Raw genomic sequence first — 15,849 nt, 5'->3', positions numbered from 1 at the left:
CGGGCATGCCGTTTCCCTGGAAGGAATCACCTGATGAAGTCCCGCACCCGCAGAATCCTGCTGGCCGGTGCCACGGTCGGCGCCGTCGTCGCCGGAGGCACCGCCCTGGCCGCCGCCGCCCCGGCCGCCGCGCCCCTCGCCGGTGAGGGCGAGATGACGTACGCGGTGGAGGACTTCAACTACCCCGGCGCGGACCGCATCTTCACCGAGCAGGGCATCAAGCTCAAGCGGGGCGACGGCCGCATCACCCTGGTCGCCTGCAACGACTCGGCCGACCAGATCAAGGTGCTCACCCGTGTCGGCGCCGGCGAGTTCTGCTTCAAGGCGACCCACACCAGCGGCTACGTCACGCTCGAACTGGCCGATGTCTTCGCCATCCAGACGGAGAGCCACCCCGTGCGGGCCGAGCTGACCGCCGAGGGCAAGAGCCAGACCGTCGACGTGCCGAAGAACGACTTCCAGGGCGTCGGCGAGGGCCTGGGCCAGCCGCCCACGGTCCTCCTGGAGATCCGTGTGACGGGCTGACCGCCCGCCCTTCGCCTCGCCCCCGTGTACCGGGCGGCCCGCCCCGCGCGGGCCGCCGGGTACACGGCGACGGGGGCCCTTCCCGGCTCGCCTCACCGCACCGGCCGTCCCTCTTCCGGTGCAGGTTTTGCCCGGTGGCGCGCCCCGCGCCCTCGCCGTCGCCCGGACGGCCGCCGGTATGGAGGACCATGGACGGGGCGGCTCCCGGAGGGGACCGCCCCCGCGCAGCGCACCACACCGCTCCAGGCGATGAGGAGGGCCCATGAACGCCGCCGACGAGGGACGGCAGCAACTGGACGCGGTCAGCGTCCGCAACGCGAAGAGCACGCTCCTGCACCTTCTCGAGAGGACGGGTGTCGGCGCCGGCGACGCGGAGGAGCTGATCGGCCTGGTGGAGGCCGGTGCGCTCGCCCTCGCCCACCGGGAGGCCGAGGAGCTCGGGCGGGACGCGCCGGGCGAGAAGGGCGAGCTGTACGAGTCCGGCTGGCGCGACGGCGCGCAGACGGTCCTCGACGGGCTCGGCGGCCTCGCGGAGCGCGCGCTGCGGCAGGCCGTCGCCGCCCACCGCCGGGCGCCCGCCGATGACCACCGCCCGCCCGTCAGCAGAATGCAGGTGGAACGCGCGAGGACGGCGGTCGTACCGCTCTACCTGTCGTTCACGGACCTCTCCGACCTGGATCCGGAGGTCTCCGAGCAGGTGCTCACCGCCGTCCTCGGCACCATGACGTCCGTGCAGCGCGCCGCGTACGCGGGCCGGCTCGCCGAGTTCGCCTCGGCCCACCGCGCACGGCTGGAGGGTCTGTACGCGCGGTACGGCGCCGGCAGCCGGATCGCCATCCACGGCCGCTACTCCCTCATCCACTCCCCCACCAGCGTCGCCGTACTGGAACGGCTCCTCACCGACCCGGCGCGGCTGCGCGAGGAGTGGGACGCCGCCGAACTGCCCCCCGCGTGGCTGGAGGGCCTCACCACGGCGTGGGACGCGGCGGCGCCCTGAGCGGACCCCGGCGCGGGCGGGCTCCGCAGCCGGGGCGCGGGGCCGGCGTCGGAACCGGGCGTCACGGCCGGATCGGCGGCGGCAAGCTCAGATGCCGCTCAACTGCTTTGCCTCGGGGTGATCTTGCTTGGCAGGCTTTCCGGGCCGGACGTCGACCTCGCCGAAGGAGATCCCCGTGTTCCGCACCAAGCAGTCGGTGCTCGTCCTGCGTGACGCAACCGCCGTCCGCCGGGCCGTGCGGGCCGCCGTCGCCGACGCGGCCCCGGAGGAGCGGGCCGGGTTGGAGCGCGCGCTCGCCCTGGTGGAGCGGGAGTGCGCCCGCACGGACGCGGAGGTGCGCGGCCGGTGGGCGCGCGAGGTGCTCGCGGAGGCGGGCGTGGACGTCGACGACCAGGTGAAGGCGGTCGCCGCGATCCGGCGGGCCGCGCCCGGCCTGGGGCTCTCGCAGGCCGTGGAGCTGGCGCGGGAGGCACTGGACGAGGCGGGAGCCTGAGCCGCGCGGAGGCCGGCGGCACGTCGCCCCCGGCCCGGGGGTGCGGATTTCCGCAGGGCGGGTACCGGGGAAAGCGGCACTGGGCTTGACGGTGACCCTCATACCGGCGCTGACCAGCGCTGCCTAGGTTGGAGGACATCCCGTCGCCCACGTCGCGGGCGGCAATCCAACCGACTGGGAGCGTTGTATGCACCTCATGTCCTCGGCTTCGTCCCAGCCCCCCACCGACGGCGTCGCCGGCTGGGCCGTCGGGCTCGTCGAGGCGCTGGGCGGGCCAGGGGCCGGTCTGGCGATCGCGCTGGAGAACCTCTTCCCGCCGCTGCCGAGCGAGGTGATCCTTCCGCTCACCGGCTTCGCCGCCGGGCAGGGGGTGCTCACGCTCGCGTCCGCCCTGTTCTGGACGACCCTGGGCTCCGTCGTGGGAGCCGTCGTCCTCTACTGGATCGGCCGGGTCTTCGGCCGCGAGCGCATGCACGCCGTGTGGGCGAGGCTGCCCCTGGTGAAGGCATCCGACCTGGAACGCACGGAGGCGTGGTTCGCGCGGCACGGCACCAAGGCGGTCTTCCTCGGCCGTATGGTGCCGCTGTTCCGCAGTCTGATCTCCGTGCCCGCCGGGGTGGAGCGGATGCCGCTGCCCGTGTTCGTGATGCTGACCACGCTCGGCAGCCTCATCTGGAACTCGGTGCTGGTGCTGGCCGGTTACTGGCTGGGCGACCAGTGGGCGACGGTGGGCACCTACGTCGGCGTCCTGTCCAAGGTCGTCCTGGCCGTGGCGGTGGCGGCCCTCATCGGGTACGTGGCCGTGCGGCTGCGCGGCGCGAAGCGGGCGCGGCACCACCGCCGCACCCCGTGAGGCACCGGCCCGCCGCTGTGCGGCGCCGCGCCGCGGAACCCTCCCCCGCTCCCGTACGGCCGGCCGTGGCATCTCCGGGCGATCTTGCTGCGGTGACGCGGCCGGCACTAGGCTCGGGCCCCGTGCAGGGGGACTTTGCGGCCGTCACCGCCCACGAGCGGCCCGACCGGACCGCCGCCGGCCCCGCCGGGGACGGCCGGGCGGCCGCGTCACGGACGCGCCGGGCCGTCGGGACGCTCCTCGGCTGCCTCACCGCCCTGCCGCACTTCCTGTACTTCCTGCTGGTCGGCGCCGCCCTCGGGCCGTTCCTGCTGTGGCCGTACACCAGGGCCGACGCGCTGCGGTTCCTCATGGGCGGGGCGCGGGCGCTGGCGCGGCTGGAGCGGACGCGCCGCACGGTGTTCTTCCACGACCGGTTCCCCGAGCATTACAGGGCGTCCGACCGGAAGGTCCTGCGCTATCTGGCGGTCCGCGCGTACACGGGGCTGCTGTGCGCGGTCGTGACGGGGCTGCTGGGGTTCGGGGCCGTCCTCGCGGTGCTGCTGGCGCGGGGGGTGCTGCGCGGGTCGCTGGGCTGGGACGAACTGCTGACGCAGCTCCTGCTCGGCGGGGTGCTGCTCTTCCTCGACCTCCAGGGGCTCCACTCGCTGGCCGCCCTGGACGCGCGGACCGCCCGCGGCTGCTTCGGGCCGTCCGAGGCCGAGCTGCTGCGACGGCGCATCGACCAGCTGGCGGAGAGCCGGGCCGCCGTGGTCGACGCGGTGGACGCGGAGCGGCGGCGCATCGAACGGGACCTCCACGACGGGGTGCAGCAGCGACTCGTCGCCCTGGCCATGCTGCTGGGCCGGGCCCGCAGGCAGCGCGACCCCGAGCGGGCCGACGCGCTGCTGCGGCAGGCGCACGAGGAGTCGCAGGGCGTCCTCACCGAACTGCGCGAGGTGGCCTGGCGGGTGTACCCCTCGGCGCTGGACAGCCTGGGGCTGCGGGAGGCGCTGGACGGGGTGGCCGAGCGCTGCGCCGTCCCCGTCCGTACGGAGTACCTGGTGGACGGGGCGCTGCCGAGGGCCGTGGAGACCGCCGCGTACTTCGTCGTGTCCGAGTCGCTGACCAACGCGGCCAAGCACGCGGCCGCCACGGCCGTCTCCGTCCGGGTCGCCCTGCGCGGCGGGACGCTGACCGTGCGCGTGGAGGACGACGGCCGGGGCGGCGCCGACCCGGCGGGCGGCGGGCTGAGCGGGCTGCGCAGCCGGGTCGCCGCGCTCGACGGCTCGCTGCGCATCGACAGCCCCCTCGGGGGACCGACTACCGTGACCGCGGAGCTGCCGTGCGGGTGATGATCGCCGAGGACTCGACCCTGCTGCGGGAGGGCCTGGTGCGGCTCCTGGTCGAGGAGGGGCACGAGGTCGTGGCCGCGGTGGGGGACGGCGCGGCGCTGCTGGCGGCGATGGAGGAGCGGCAGCCGGATGTCGTCGTCCTGGACATCCGGATGCCGCCGAGCCACACCGACGAGGGCCTGCGCGCCGCGCTGGAGGTCCGGGAGCGGTGGCCGGAGGTCGGGGTGCTGGTGCTGTCGCAGCACATCGAACGGCACTACACGGCGCGGCTGCTGGCGTCCGGCGCGCAGCGGACGGGGTACCTCCTGAAGGACCGCGTCGCGCAGGTGGAGGAGTTCCTGGACGCGCTGGAGCGGGTGCGCGCGGGCGGTACGGCGCTCGATCCGGAGGTCGTACGGCAGCTGATGCTGCGCTCCGCCCACGGTGACCCCCTGGCCCGGCTGACGCCCCGTGAGCGCGGCGTGCTGGAGGCGCTGGCGCAGGGCCACACCAACACGGCGATCGCCGGGAAGCTGCACATCTCGGTGAGCGCGGTGGAGAAGCACCTCAACGCGGTCTTCGACAAGCTGGACCTGTCCCGCACCACCGGCTACAACCGCCGTGTGCTGGCGGTCCTGAGGTACCTGGAGTCGTAGTCGGGGCCCCGGCCGCGCGGCGCGGCACCCGGAGTCGCGGGCGGGGCGCCGGCCGCGCGGCGCCCCGCCACGCGGGGGCCGTCAGGCGCGTGTGGTGTCGTGGTCGCGGGTGGCCAGGGCGGACTTGCGGTACGAGTAGCCGAAGTAGACGACGAGGCCGATCAGGAACCACACCGCGAAGCGCAGCCAGGTCTCCACCCGCAGGTAGGTGATGAGCCAGATGGAGGCGACGACGCCGATCGCCGGGGTGACGGGCATGAACGGGGTGCGGAAGGCGCGGGGCAGGTCGGGGCGGCGGTAGCGGAGGACGATCACGGCGGTGCAGACGACGGCGAAGGCGAGCAGGATGCCGATGTTGGTGAGTTCCGCGGCCTCGCCGATCGGCACGAAGCCGGCGATGGCCGCCGACGCGACGCCGACGATCCAGGTGACCCGGGTGGGGACGTGCCGGGTCGGGTGGGTCTTGGCGAACCAGCGGGGCAGCAGTCCGTCACGGGACATGCTGAACCACACACGGGTGACTCCGAGCATGAACGTGAACATGACCGTGAGGATGCCGATGATCGCGCCGACCGCGACGATGTCCGCCACCACGCCGAGCCCCACCGACTTGAACGCCGTCGAGAAGCCGCTCTCCGGGTCGATCTCGGTGTACTTCTGCATGCCCGTCAGCGCCAGGCACGCCAGGACGTACAGCACCATGGCGATGGCCAGCGAGTAGAGGATCGCCTTCGGCATGTGGCGCTGCGCGTCCTTGGACTCCTCGGCGGCCGTGCTCATCGCGTCGTAGCCGAAGACGGCGAAGAAGACGGTCGCCGCGCCGGTGAAGGCGCCGCCGACGCCGTACGGGAAGAAGGGCGCGAAGTTGTCGCTCTTGACGTGGAAGAAGCCCACCACGATCACCAGCAGCACCACCAGCACCTTCAGCACCACGACGACGGTCTCGAAGCGGGCCGCGTTCTTGATGCCGAGGGTCAGCAGATACGCGATGAGCAGGCAGAGCAGCGCCGCGAAGAGGTCCACGCGGTGGCCCTCGCCGGTGCCGGGCGCGCCCAGCATCCACGTGGGCAGCGAGGCGCCGGTCTCGGTGAGCAGGAAGTTGAAGTAGCCGGAGATGCCGATGGCGACGACCGCGACGATCGCCGTGTACTCCAGCAGCAGGTCCCAGCCGATGAACCAGCCGGCGAGTTCGCCCAGGACCGCGTAGCCGTAGGTGTAGGCGGAGCCGGCCTTCGGGATGAGCCCGGCGAACTCGGCGTACGAGAAGGCGGCGGCCGCGCTGGCGACGCCCGCGATCAGGAAAGACAGGAGCACGGCGGGCCCGGCGGTGCCGTTGGCGACCGTGCCCGCGAGGGTGAAGATCCCGGCGCCGATGATGCCGCCGACGCCGATCGCGGTGAGCTGCCACAGGCCGAGGGTGCGGGTGAGCTGCTCGCTGGGCGCGCCCTCCGCCTCCTCGATGTGCTCGATCGGCTTCTTGCGCAGTACGCCCTGTCCCATCCGGAGCCTGGCCATGAACCGTCCTCTCCGCCGTCGGCTGACGGGGGCTCATGATGGCCGAGCACCCGGCCGATCGGAAGGTGACGCTCCGCCACGGATGCGCGCGAAAAGGTCAGAGAGGGGTGTCGTCGGCCCGGGTGCCGTACGGCGGGCACGCCGCAGAGCGCCGCGCCCGCGCGGATACGAGGACGGTGGCGGCGCCGCGCACGGCGGCGGTGTGCGGCGACGGCACCGCGCGCACCGGGGCGCGCAGCCGCTCGCCCAGTGCGCGCGCGGTCTCCGGGCGCAGGGCGCCGCCGCCGGTGAGCAGGACGCCGCGCCGCAGCGCCGCGGCGCTGAGCGGGGTGCGCTCGGTGCGGAACATGTCGGTGACCATCCCGGTCGCGGCGTCCACCAGGTCGTGGTGGGCGGTGCCGGCGGCGATGTCGCTGGTGCCCAGGAGCGTGCGGTACGCGTTGACGACCGCGCCGTCGTCGAGGAGGCTCACCTCCGTGAGGTGGGCGCCCACGTCCACCACGAGGAGCGGTCCCGCCAGTTCGGCGGCGGCCCCGATGGCGGCGGCCCGGGCCGCGGGGACGGTCAGGACGCGGCGGGGCCGCAGTACGCGCAGGGCGGTCAGCGCGGCGGCCCGGTGCTCGACGCCGCCCAGCACGGGCACCGCCAGCGCGATCAGCGGCCGGGTGCCGCGCGGTACGCGGTGGGCGAGCAGCCGGTGCAGCATGCGGGCCGCGCCCTCGGGGTCGACGATGGCCCCGCGCCGCACCGGGTACGACGCGCCGCCCGCCCCGGCGAACGTCACGGTCGGCACGTCCAAGGCGGCGCCCCGGCCGGGCACCCACACGCGGGTGCGGGCGCTGCCGAGTTCGACGGCGAGCCCCGGATACGTCCGGCCCGCCGGGCGCCCCGTGCGGTGCGGGCCCGCGGGCAGGGGCCGGCCGGTGCTCACCGGCGCGTCTCCCTGGCCTGGTGGCAGCGTCCGCAGTAGCGGGCCTGCGGCACGATCGTCAGCCGGCGCAGGCCGATGGGGCCGGCGCAGAGCTGGCAGCTGCCGTAGCGGCCCTGGTCCATCCGCTCCAGGGCGGCCTCCACGTCGTGGAGGACCATCCGCGCGGACGCGGTCAGCGCGGCCCGCACCTCCCGGCGGGCGGCGCTGCCCTCCCGCGCGGCCGGGGCGCTGCCGTCCCGCGCCGCCGGTCCGCCGCCGTCGCGGGCGGCCGGGGCGGTGGCGCGCTCGGGGGCGCGGGGCGGGGCGTGGCGGGTCATGCGGGCCAGCTGCTCCAGCCGGAAGCGGCGCTGCTCCTGGAGGCTGCGCCGCAGGGCCGCGAAGTCCTCGGCGGTCAGGCCCGCGTCGTCGGCGCGGGCGGTCCGGTTGCTCACGGGTCACCACTCCACAGGGGCACGGATACACGGGGGTCCCGGCGTGCCGGTCCGGGTCCGGCACGCCGGCCGGGGCGTCAGGCGGCGCTGCGGCGGCAGTTCACGCAGTGGCGGGTGTACGGCAGGATCTCCAGGCGCTCGGCGGGGATGGCCTTGCCGCATCCCTGGCAGCTGCCGTACGTGCCGTCGGCCAGGCGCTCGAACGCCGCGTCGATCTCCTTCAGGACCCGCCGGGTCGAGGCCCGCTGCGCGGCGAGGAGGTCGTCGGCGGCCTGCTGGCCGGCCCCGGCCGCGTCGATGGCCCTCAGCTGCGTGAGCCGCGACTCCCGCTCGTGCTCGAGGCGCTGCCGGGCCTCGTGGTCCGTCAGCCGTCCGGGTGCGGCTCCCGAAGCGGCGCTGCCGAGCGTCATGGCGTACTCCTCCTGGACAAGGACGGGTGGGAACACACAGGGGCCACCACGGCGGTTTCCGGTCGTCCGGACCGCCGGGCGGCTGACTTTCCACCCTGGCCGATGGAGGCGGCGGTGGCCATGGGTCGCGGCACCCATTTCCGGTGGGCGGCGGGATGCAGGAACGCGCAGGTCGGGGCCGTAGGGGTGAGCGCGGATGGCTGCCGGAGCCCATCGACGGGCGCGGCGCGGGTCCGGCAGGCTGGGCACCTGCGCGGCCCGTTCGTGACGCGCGGCGGACGGGGCGGGTCCGGTACCGGGCGGGCCGGTGGGGCGGGTGCGGGGACGCCCGGTGCGCGGCGGCCCGGGGCGGCCGGGGATAGTGGTGGCATCTGTGGGGTTTATAGGAAGGTTCTGCACACCGTGTCCTTGTTCTGGCGGATTTTCGGGCTCAACGCCGTGGTCCTCGGTACGGCGACCGCGCTGCTGCTGTGGGCGCCGGTGACCGTGTCCGTACCGGTGCTGCTGACGGAGGCGGTGATCCTCGTGGCGGGTCTCGCGGTGATGCTGGTGGCCAACGCGGCGCTGCTGCGGGTGGGGCTCGCGCCGCTGGAGCGGCTGACGCGCGAGATGACGACCGTGGACCTGCTGCGGCCCGGTCAGCGGCTGCCCGTCTCGGGCAACGGCGGGGTGGCGGAGCTGATCAGCACCTTCAACGACATGCTGGACCGGCTGGAGGCGGAACGCGCCACGAGCAGCGCCCGCGCCCTGTCGGCGCAGGAGGCGGAGCGGCGGCGGGTGGCGCAGGAGCTGCACGACGAGGTGGGGCAGAGCATGACGGCCGTACTGCTCGGGCTGAAGCGCGTCGCGGACCGGGCACCGGAGCCGCTGCGAGCGGAGCTGCAGCAGGCGCAGGAGATCACCCGGTCCAGTCTGGACGAGGTGCGGCGGCTGGCCCGGCGGCTGCGCCCCGGTGTGCTGGAGGACCTGGGCCTGGTGAGCGCGCTGACGTCGCTGGCCGACGACTTCGCCACGCACACCGGGCTGACCGTGCGGCGCCGTCTCGACGCGGACCTGCCGCCGCTGGACCGGCAGACGGAGCTGGTGCTGTACCGGGTGGCGCAGGAGGGGCTCACCAACGCCGCCCGGCACGCCGAGGCGACCCGTGTGGAGCTGGCGCTGCGCCGCACCACCGACGGGGTGGTGCTGTCCGTGGAGGACGACGGCCGGGGCGTGGGCGTGGCCCGCGAGGGCGCCGGCATCCGCGGCATGCGCGAACGCGCCCTGCTGGCCGGGGCCGCCCTCGACATCCGGCGGGGCCGCTCCGGCGGCACCGTCGTGTCCCTGTCCGTACCGCGTCCCGCCGGGAAGGCCGCATGAACCAGCCCGAGACCCCCGTCACCCGCATCCTCCTCGCCGACGACCACGCGCTGGTCCGGCGCGGGGTCCGGCTGATCCTGGACGGCGAACCGGACCTGCGGGTCGTCGCCGAGGCGGGGGACGGCGCCGAGGCCATCGCCATGGCCCGCGAGCACCCCGTCGACCTGGCCGTCCTCGACGTGGCCATGCCGCGCATGACGGGGCTCCAGGCCGCCCGGGAGCTGTCGGCGCGCCATCCGTCGCTGCGCATCCTGATGCTGAGCATGTACGACAACGAGCAGTACTTCTTCCAGTCCCTGAAGGCGGGGGCGTGCGGGTACGTACTCAAGTCGGTCGCCGACCGGGACCTGGTGGCGGCCTGCCGGGCGGCGATGCGCGGGGAGCCGTTCCTGTATCCGGGCGCCGTGACGGCCCTGGTGCGCGACTACCTGGACCGGGCGCGGCAGGGCGGTGAGCCGCCGGACCGGGTGCTCACCGCGCGGGAGGAGGAGATCCTCAAGCTGGTCGCGGAGGGCCACTCGTCCAAGGACATCGCGGACATGCTGGTGATCAGCGTCAAGACGGTGCAGCGGCACCGGGCGAACCTGCTCCAGAAGCTGGGCCTGCGCGACCGGCTCCAGCTGACCCGGTACGCCATCCGGGCGGGCCTCATCGAGCCCTGACGGGGGGACCGGCGGCCTGACGGCCCGTCGGATGCGGCAGGATACGACGGGACGGGAGGTGGTGGGCATGCGCCGGTACGGCACGCACGGCCGCGCCCCCGTCCCGCGCGCGCACGCCGCGCGGAACCGCGAGCACACCGCGCGGTACCCCGTCCCGGGCCCCCGCGCGCACGCCGCCCGCAACCTCGCCGCCGTCGTGGCGGCCGTGCTCCTCGCCGTGCTGGGCGTCCTCGCGCCGTCCGCCCAGGCGACCGTCCCCGCCGGGCCCGCCCCGGCCGGAGCGGCGCGGGCGGCGGCCCCGGACGACGCGTGCCCGGCGGCCTGTTCGGCGGCCCCCCGCGCGTACGCGGACGCCACCGGCACCCGGTCGGTGCCGCCGCCCACCGGCGCGGCCCCGCCCGCGCCGCCGCCCGTACCCGAACCGCCGGCGGCCCGTCCGGCCGCTCCCGCGCCGTGCCGCGACCCCGTGCGCGGCCACCGGCCCGCCCGTCCCGTCGGGCGCGCCCCTCCCGCTCCTCCAGTCGGCTGACCCCTTTTCGTCATCCGTCCGCGCGCCCCCGTACGCGGTGGGCGCCGCGGCCTTGCCCGCTGGAGGCTTTCTTGACCCGCGCCATGCGGGTGCGCGCGCTGCTCGCACTCGCCGTCGTCGCCCTGTCCGTCTACATCGCCGTGACCGTCCCCGCCCGTCTGGGCCTCGATCTGCGTGGCGGTACGCAGATCGTGCTGGAGACCCGTGACTCCCCCACCGCCACCGCCGACTCGGAGGCCACCGACCGCACCGTGGAGGTGCTGCGCCGCCGCATCGACGCGCTCGGCGTCACCGAGCCCGTACTGACCCGCTCCGGCGACCGCCGGATCATCGTCGAGCTGCCGGGTGTGCAGGACCCGCGTGAGGCGGCCGACGTGCTGGGCCGCACCGCCCAGCTCACCTTCCACCCCGTGCTCGGCGCGGCGGACGGCACCCCGCCCGGCGCACCCGCCGCGCCGAAGCCGAAGCCGGGGCCGAAGGGCGAGCTCGTCCTGCCCGACGAGGACGGCCGCGGGCTGCGGCTCGGCCCGTCGCGGCTGACCGGCGCCGACGTGGCCGAGGCACGGGCCGTGATCGACCCGCAGAACGGGCTCGGCTGGTACGTGGACGTGGAGTTCAAGGACAAGGGCAGCGACGGCTGGGCGAAGCTCACCGGCGAGGCGGCGTGCGCGGCGCCCGGCGACCCGGCCCGCCGGGTCGCGATCGTCCTGGACGACAAGGTCATCTCCTCGCCGCAGGTGGACGAGGGCATCGCCTGCAACACCGGCATCGTCGGCGGCTCCACCCGGATCACCGGCGGCTTCGGCGCCGACGGGGCGCGGGAGCTGGCGCTGCTCGTCAACGGCGGCGCCCTGCCCGTGCCGGTGGAGACCGTCGAGCAGCGGACGGTCGGCCCGACGCTGGGCGCGGAGGCGATCCGCAGCAGCGCGTGGGCCGCGGTGATCGGCACGGCCCTGACCGGGCTGTTCATCATCGGCGTGTACCGGCTGCTCGGCGGCCTGGCCGTGGTGGCGCTCGCCTGCTACGGGGTGATCTCGTACGCGGCGCTCGCGGCGCTCGGCGCGACGCTGACGCTGCCGGGCCTCGCCGGGTTCGTGCTGGCGATCGGCATGGCCGTCGACGCGAACGTGCTGGTCTTCGAACGGGCGCGGGAGGAGTACGGGCGGCGCGCCGCGGCCCGGCGGAGCCTGCGGTCCGCGTTGACGGCCGGGTTCCGGCACGCGTTCAGCGCCATCGCGGACTCCAACATCACCACCCTCATCGCGGCGGTGCTGCTGTTCCTGCTGGCGTCGGGCCCCGTGCGGGGCTTCGGCGTGACGCTCGGCATCGGCGTCCTCGCGTCGATGGTGAGCGCGCTGGTCGTGACGCGGGCGCTGGCCGAGTTCGCCGTGGCCCGCGGGGCGGTGCGGCGGCGCCCGCGCTGGTCGGGCATCGGCGACACGGGGGCGGTGCGCGGGTGGCTGCTGCGCCGCGACCCGGACCTGATGGGCCGCCGCCGTCGCTGGCTGGCCGTGTCGGCGGCCGCGATGCTGCTGTCGGTCGCCGGGATCTTCGTACGGGGGCTGGACTTCGGGGTGGAGTTCACGGGCGGCCGGCTCGTGGAGTACGCCACGTCGTCGCCGGTGGACGTGGACCGGGCGCGCGACGCGCTGGCCGACGCCGGGTTCCCGCGCGCGGTGGTCCAGTCGTCCGGTGAGGGCGGGCTGACGGTCCGCACGGACGGGATGTCCAACGACGACGAGGCGCGGATCGGGCAGACCCTCGGCGGGCTGGCCGGGGGCGAGGCGGAGAAGGTCCGCGACGAGCTGATCGGGCCGAGCCTCGGCGCGGAGCTGCGCAAGGGCGCCCTGATCGCGCTCGCGGTCGCGGTCGGCGCGCAGCTGCTGTACCTGGCGGTGCGGTTCCGCTGGCAGCTGGGCGCGGCGGCGGTGGTGGCGATGGTCCACGACGCGGCGATCCTCGTGGGGGTCTTCGCGTGGCTGGGCAAGCCGGTCGACGGGGTGTTCCTGGCGGCGCTGCTGACGGTGATCGGCTACTCGGTGAACGACTCGGTCGTCGTGTTCGACCGCGTGCGGGAGCTGACCGCCGGGACGGTCGGCAGCGGGTCGGGGCCGCGGCGGGACCGGTCCGTCGCGCGGCTGACGAACACGGCGCTGCTCCAGACGGTGCCGCGCACCCTGAACACCGGCATGGGCGCGGTGTTCATCCTGGCCGCGCTGGCGGTGCTGGGCGGCGGTTCGCTGACGGACTTCGCGCTGGCGCTGCTGATCGGCATCGTCGTGGGCACGTACTCGTCGATGCTGACGGCCGCGCCGCTGGCGGTGGAGCTCCAGACGCGGGGCGGGAAGCCGGTACGGGGAGGGGGCGGGCGTACGGCGCGCAAACCGGCCCGCGTGGAGAAGCCGGCCGGCGAGGAGAAGCCGGCCGGCGTGTGAGGCGCGGTGACCCGCTGGCGATCGGCGGGTGACCCGAGGCGCGGTGGCGGCCCGGTCCCGGTGCGGACCGGGCCGCCGCCGGCACCGAAGGCCGGGTCCCGTACGGGTCCGGGGTCAGGCGTCGTGCCGGGTGGCGGCCGGCAGGTGGACCACGACCAGGGTGAACGCGGCCAGCGCGACATTGCGGGCCGCGGCGTCGAGGCCGTTCCAGTCGGACGACTGCCACATGGCGAACCACTCGCCGCCGATCGCCATGAACCCGAGCCCGAACAGCAGCAGCACCATCACCAGTCCGGCGCTGCTCACCGCCCTCGCCCTGCCGTACGCGCCGCGGCGCAGGGCGGCGAACCACAGGGCGGTGGCCGCGAGCAGCACGAGCGCGGTGAGGGTCTCCCAGACGATGATCGCCACATAGGCGGCGTCCTGGAGGGCGGGCGACTCGACGGCCCGCCACATCAGGTCGGGGTCCTTGAAGGTGGTGTCCATGGCGAGCACATGCCGGACGAACTGCTGGTTCGTGCCGAAGTCCGTGATGTTGCCGAAGGCGACGAGCGCCATGTAGAGCGCGACCGTACCGGTGAGCGCGGCCGCGGCGAACGGCGCCGTGCCGGTCACCCGCCACCGCGCGCCGCTCCGGCCGCCCGTTCCCGCCGTGCCCCGTGCCATGTCATCCCCCGCCGTAGACGCCGACCTCGCGCAGCGAGTATCCCCACCGCGTGCCCCGTTCCAACCCGTGGACGCGGACGTACCGCGCGTCGGCGGCGGCGAAACGGGCCGTGTCCAGGCCGCCGTCCCCGGCGGTGGTGGACCAGACGGCGCGCCACGCGGTGCCGTCGGTGGAGACCTCGACGCGGTACGCCTTCGCGTACGCGTCCTCCCAGTCGAGCGTGACGCGTCCGACCGGGCGGACCGCGCCGAGGTCGACGCGCAGCCACTGGTCGTCGCTCCACTCGCTGGCCCACCGGGTGCGGGTGTCGCCGTCGACGGCCCTGCCCGGAGCGTGGTCGGTGAAGGGGTCCCACCACTGGGTGGAGCTGGCGGTGGCGGGCCTGCCCGCCGCCAGGTCCGTGCCGGAGTCGTGGTGCTGGGACGCGGCCCAGGTGCGCAGGTACGACTCGGCGCCGAGGAACAGGTCGTCGACGACGTCCTGGCCGCCGGTGACCCGGATGTCCTCCAGCCAGTCCGGCACGAGGCCGTGGTGGGCGGCGCCGTCGGTGTTGAGGTCCCAGGTGCGCTGCCCGGTGGTCTGCCGGTCCACGACGGAGCCGCCGTCGGCGGTGCGGAACGGGTAGCGCACCGGGTTCGGCGCGTCGGCGCCGCGCGGCGCGGGCCAGCCGCCGACGCCGTTCATGTCGGTGCCGTACCCGTAGCCGACGCCGTAGCGGGCGCGCAGCGCGTCGGTGCGGCGGGCCTCGGCGGTGAACTGCTCGGCGCCGTGCATGTACTGGGCGATGAACCCGCCGAGGCGGTAGACCCGTTCGGTCCACTCGGCGTCCATCCAGCTGTGCGAGGACAGCACCCCCGGGTACGCCTGGGACTCCAGGATGTCGAGGGCGCGGCCGGCGGCCTTGACGCTCATGTGGTCGATCTCCAGCATCATGCCGCGCCGCATCATCCCGCGTACCGCGTACTCGCCGAGGTCGGTCAGGCCGCGGGTGTTGCAGCGGGCGCCCTCGGCGTACGAGGGGACGGTGACGCCGGGCGGCAGTTTCGCCTCGGCGCCGGGGGCGGAGGCGCCGCCGATGGGGTTGTCGTGCTGGGGTCCGGTGCACGGCTCGGTCTTCCAGAACGTGCCGGTGGACAGGAACTGGCCGACGTTGATGGCGGTGCCGAGGGCGCCGGAGTCGAAGCGGACGCCGCACAGGGCGTTGTCGAACTTGTGGCAGAGGAACATGCTGCGCACGCCGAGCCGGTGGAGTTCGTCCAGGCCCCGGTCGATGTCCTCGCGGTCGCACTGGGCCACGTCGAGGATCTGCTTGCAGCCGAACGGCTCGGACGTCTCGACGCCCAGGACGACGGCGAGCTTGCCCTGCCGGACGACCTCGCGGGCCTGGGCGCTGTCGGTGACGATCCGGAACCAGCCCTTGCCGGGCCCGCCGTACATGCGGTCCACGTACGCCTGCATCTCGTACGTCTTCTGCGCCTGGAGGCGGATGGAGGTCATCTCGTCGCAGCCGCGGTCCTTGAAGAAGTACACGGAGCAGATGACGCCGTTGGTGACGAGGTCGTTGACGAGGACGCGCTGTCCGCCGCGCCAGGCGCGCTCGATCCAGGCGTAGTAGTTCTGCTGGTGGGTGAGGGAGTCGTGGGCGGGCCAGTCCGCGAACGTGGGCCAGCCCGCCGGGTCGTGCCGGCCGTCCCCGCCGCGGGTGATGAAGTCGAAGACGGCGAGGGAGCCGTCGGGGTAGTGCTCGGGGCAGTCCTTCAGGGCGTCGGCGACGCCGAGTTCGGAGAACGCCTTGCCGCAGATGAGGCGGCCGCCGAACGCCTCGTTGGACATGATGTGGTTGTGCGCGTCGACGAACCCGCGCACCCGGCCCTGGGCGTCGGTGCCACGGAAGGGCTCCCCGGTGACGTTGACGGCCGAGTCGGGGGCGGGGCGCGCGACCGGTTCCCACCAGGGCGGCGGGGCGTCGGCTCCCGAGGGGGCGGCGGGGCCGAGGGCGAGGGCCACCGCGGTGACGAGCAGGGAGAGCAGCGCGAGGAGACCGCGCCGTGAGGTGTGGGGGGCTCGGGTCAT

General features: G+C 75.0%; 16 protein-coding genes. 10 read left to right on the top strand and 6 right to left on the bottom strand.

Going from position 1 to position 15,849, the window contains the following annotated elements:
* Window positions 1-33: 33 nt before the first annotated feature.
* From ACSUPT_RS24860 to ACSUPT_RS24835, 6 genes are all read left to right on the top strand, one after another.
* The gene (locus ACSUPT_RS24860; protein ID WP_361661974.1) at window positions 34-525 is read left to right on the top strand and encodes a hypothetical protein; all 492 of its coding nucleotides are present in this window, start codon (window positions 34-36) and stop codon (window positions 523-525) included.
* Window positions 526-787: 262 nt separating this feature from the next.
* Window positions 788-1,522 carry a hypothetical protein gene (locus ACSUPT_RS24855; RefSeq protein ID WP_436945558.1) on the top strand — a complete coding sequence of 245 codons (735 nt, stop codon included), beginning with the start codon at window positions 788-790 and terminating at the stop codon, window positions 1,520-1,522.
* A gap of 175 nt (window positions 1,523-1,697) precedes the next feature.
* Complete coding sequence (locus tag ACSUPT_RS24850) at window positions 1,698-2,015, top strand: hypothetical protein (RefSeq protein ID WP_436945557.1); 318 nt, start codon at window positions 1,698-1,700, stop codon at window positions 2,013-2,015.
* Window positions 2,016-2,202: 187 nt separating this feature from the next.
* On the top strand, window positions 2,203-2,868 hold the full coding sequence (locus ACSUPT_RS24845; protein WP_365728835.1) for a DedA family protein: 666 nt from the start codon (window positions 2,203-2,205) through the stop codon (window positions 2,866-2,868).
* A 122-nt stretch (window positions 2,869-2,990) separates the two neighbouring features.
* Window positions 2,991-4,202 carry a sensor histidine kinase gene (locus ACSUPT_RS24840; RefSeq protein ID WP_436945556.1) on the top strand — a complete coding sequence of 404 codons (1,212 nt, stop codon included), beginning with the start codon at window positions 2,991-2,993 and terminating at the stop codon, window positions 4,200-4,202.
* Window positions 4,202-4,837 (top strand): response regulator, encoded by a 636-nt coding sequence (locus ACSUPT_RS24835; RefSeq protein WP_436946264.1) that lies wholly within the window; start codon window positions 4,202-4,204, stop codon window positions 4,835-4,837. The genes ACSUPT_RS24840 and ACSUPT_RS24835 overlap by 1 nt, the downstream gene beginning before the upstream one ends.
* Window positions 4,838-4,918: 81 nt before the next feature.
* On the opposite strand, the gene ACSUPT_RS24830 is transcribed toward ACSUPT_RS24835, so the two are convergent.
* From ACSUPT_RS24830 to ACSUPT_RS24815, 4 genes are all read right to left on the bottom strand, one after another.
* Complete coding sequence (locus tag ACSUPT_RS24830) at window positions 4,919-6,352, bottom strand: amino acid permease (RefSeq protein WP_351964623.1); 1,434 nt, start codon at window positions 6,350-6,352, stop codon at window positions 4,919-4,921.
* A gap of 97 nt (window positions 6,353-6,449) precedes the next feature.
* Window positions 6,450-7,283 (bottom strand): rod shape-determining protein, encoded by an 834-nt coding sequence (locus ACSUPT_RS24825; RefSeq protein ID WP_436945555.1) that lies wholly within the window; start codon window positions 7,281-7,283, stop codon window positions 6,450-6,452.
* On the bottom strand, window positions 7,280-7,714 hold the full coding sequence (locus ACSUPT_RS24820) for a TraR/DksA family transcriptional regulator (RefSeq protein ID WP_361661962.1): 435 nt from the start codon (window positions 7,712-7,714) through the stop codon (window positions 7,280-7,282). The genes ACSUPT_RS24825 and ACSUPT_RS24820 overlap by 4 nt, the downstream gene beginning before the upstream one ends.
* Before the next feature lie 77 nt (window positions 7,715-7,791).
* Window positions 7,792-8,124: a TraR/DksA family transcriptional regulator gene (locus ACSUPT_RS24815; RefSeq protein ID WP_351964621.1), complete on the bottom strand. Its 333-nt coding sequence runs from the start codon at window positions 8,122-8,124 to the stop codon at window positions 7,792-7,794.
* Window positions 8,125-8,526: 402 nt separating this feature from the next.
* On the opposite strand from ACSUPT_RS24815, the gene ACSUPT_RS24810 reads away from it, so the two are divergent.
* The 4 genes from ACSUPT_RS24810 to secD all read left to right on the top strand — a co-directional run bounded on the left by ACSUPT_RS24810 (window position 8,527) and on the right by secD (window position 13,109).
* Window positions 8,527-9,483, top strand: a complete 957-nt coding sequence (locus ACSUPT_RS24810; RefSeq protein ID WP_351964620.1) for a HAMP domain-containing sensor histidine kinase — start codon at window positions 8,527-8,529, stop codon at window positions 9,481-9,483.
* Complete coding sequence (locus tag ACSUPT_RS24805) at window positions 9,480-10,145, top strand: response regulator transcription factor (protein WP_351964619.1); 666 nt, start codon at window positions 9,480-9,482, stop codon at window positions 10,143-10,145. The genes ACSUPT_RS24810 and ACSUPT_RS24805 overlap by 4 nt, the downstream gene beginning before the upstream one ends.
* A gap of 67 nt (window positions 10,146-10,212) precedes the next feature.
* Window positions 10,213-10,674 carry a hypothetical protein gene (locus ACSUPT_RS24800; protein ID WP_404144984.1) on the top strand — a complete coding sequence of 154 codons (462 nt, stop codon included), beginning with the start codon at window positions 10,213-10,215 and terminating at the stop codon, window positions 10,672-10,674.
* Window positions 10,675-10,757: 83 nt separating this feature from the next.
* Window positions 10,758-13,109, top strand: coding sequence for a protein translocase subunit SecD (gene secD, locus ACSUPT_RS24795; protein ID WP_436946263.1), 2,352 nt, complete (start codon window positions 10,758-10,760; stop codon window positions 13,107-13,109).
* 114 nt (window positions 13,110-13,223) lie between these two features.
* Here the strand turns inward: secD and ACSUPT_RS24790 are convergent, their stop codons facing one another.
* The gene (locus tag ACSUPT_RS24790; RefSeq protein WP_399217658.1) at window positions 13,224-13,775 is read right to left on the bottom strand and encodes a DUF2165 domain-containing protein; all 552 of its coding nucleotides are present in this window, start codon (window positions 13,773-13,775) and stop codon (window positions 13,224-13,226) included.
* Between the two features lies 1 nt (window position 13,776).
* Window positions 13,777-15,849 carry a galactose-binding domain-containing protein gene (locus ACSUPT_RS24785; RefSeq protein WP_436945554.1) on the bottom strand — a complete coding sequence of 691 codons (2,073 nt, stop codon included), beginning with the start codon at window positions 15,847-15,849 and terminating at the stop codon, window positions 13,777-13,779.

Origin of the sequence: Streptomyces sp. SudanB25_2051 (assembly GCF_964272635.1) — a bacterium.
Taxonomy (GTDB): domain Bacteria; phylum Actinomycetota; class Actinomycetes; order Streptomycetales; family Streptomycetaceae; genus Streptomyces.
This window is presented reverse-complemented; position numbering and strand designations above follow the sequence as displayed.

Excerpts from the sequence above, each read along its gene's own strand:
- ACSUPT_RS24860 (WP_361661974.1), top strand. The coding sequence starts at position 34 with ATGAAGTCCCGCACCCGCAGAATCCTGCTGGCCGGTGCCACGGTCGGC.
- ACSUPT_RS24855 (WP_436945558.1), top strand. The coding sequence starts at position 788 with ATGAACGCCGCCGACGAGGGACGGCAGCAACTGGACGCGGTCAGCGTC.
- ACSUPT_RS24845 (WP_365728835.1), top strand. The coding sequence starts at position 2,203 with ATGCACCTCATGTCCTCGGCTTCGTCCCAGCCCCCCACCGACGGCGTC.
- ACSUPT_RS24835 (WP_436946264.1), top strand. The coding sequence starts at position 4,202 with ATGATCGCCGAGGACTCGACCCTGCTGCGGGAGGGCCTGGTGCGGCTC.
- ACSUPT_RS24830 (WP_351964623.1), bottom strand. The coding sequence starts at position 6,352 with ATGGCCAGGCTCCGGATGGGACAGGGCGTACTGCGCAAGAAGCCGATC.
- ACSUPT_RS24815 (WP_351964621.1), bottom strand. The coding sequence starts at position 8,124 with ATGACGCTCGGCAGCGCCGCTTCGGGAGCCGCACCCGGACGGCTGACG.
- ACSUPT_RS24805 (WP_351964619.1), top strand. The coding sequence starts at position 9,480 with ATGAACCAGCCCGAGACCCCCGTCACCCGCATCCTCCTCGCCGACGAC.
- ACSUPT_RS24800 (WP_404144984.1), top strand. The coding sequence starts at position 10,213 with ATGCGCCGGTACGGCACGCACGGCCGCGCCCCCGTCCCGCGCGCGCAC.
- secD (WP_436946263.1), top strand. The coding sequence starts at position 10,758 with ATGCGGGTGCGCGCGCTGCTCGCACTCGCCGTCGTCGCCCTGTCCGTC.
- ACSUPT_RS24790 (WP_399217658.1), bottom strand. The coding sequence starts at position 13,775 with ATGGCACGGGGCACGGCGGGAACGGGCGGCCGGAGCGGCGCGCGGTGG.
- ACSUPT_RS24785 (WP_436945554.1), bottom strand. The coding sequence starts at position 15,849 with ATGACCCGAGCCCCCCACACCTCACGGCGCGGTCTCCTCGCGCTGCTC.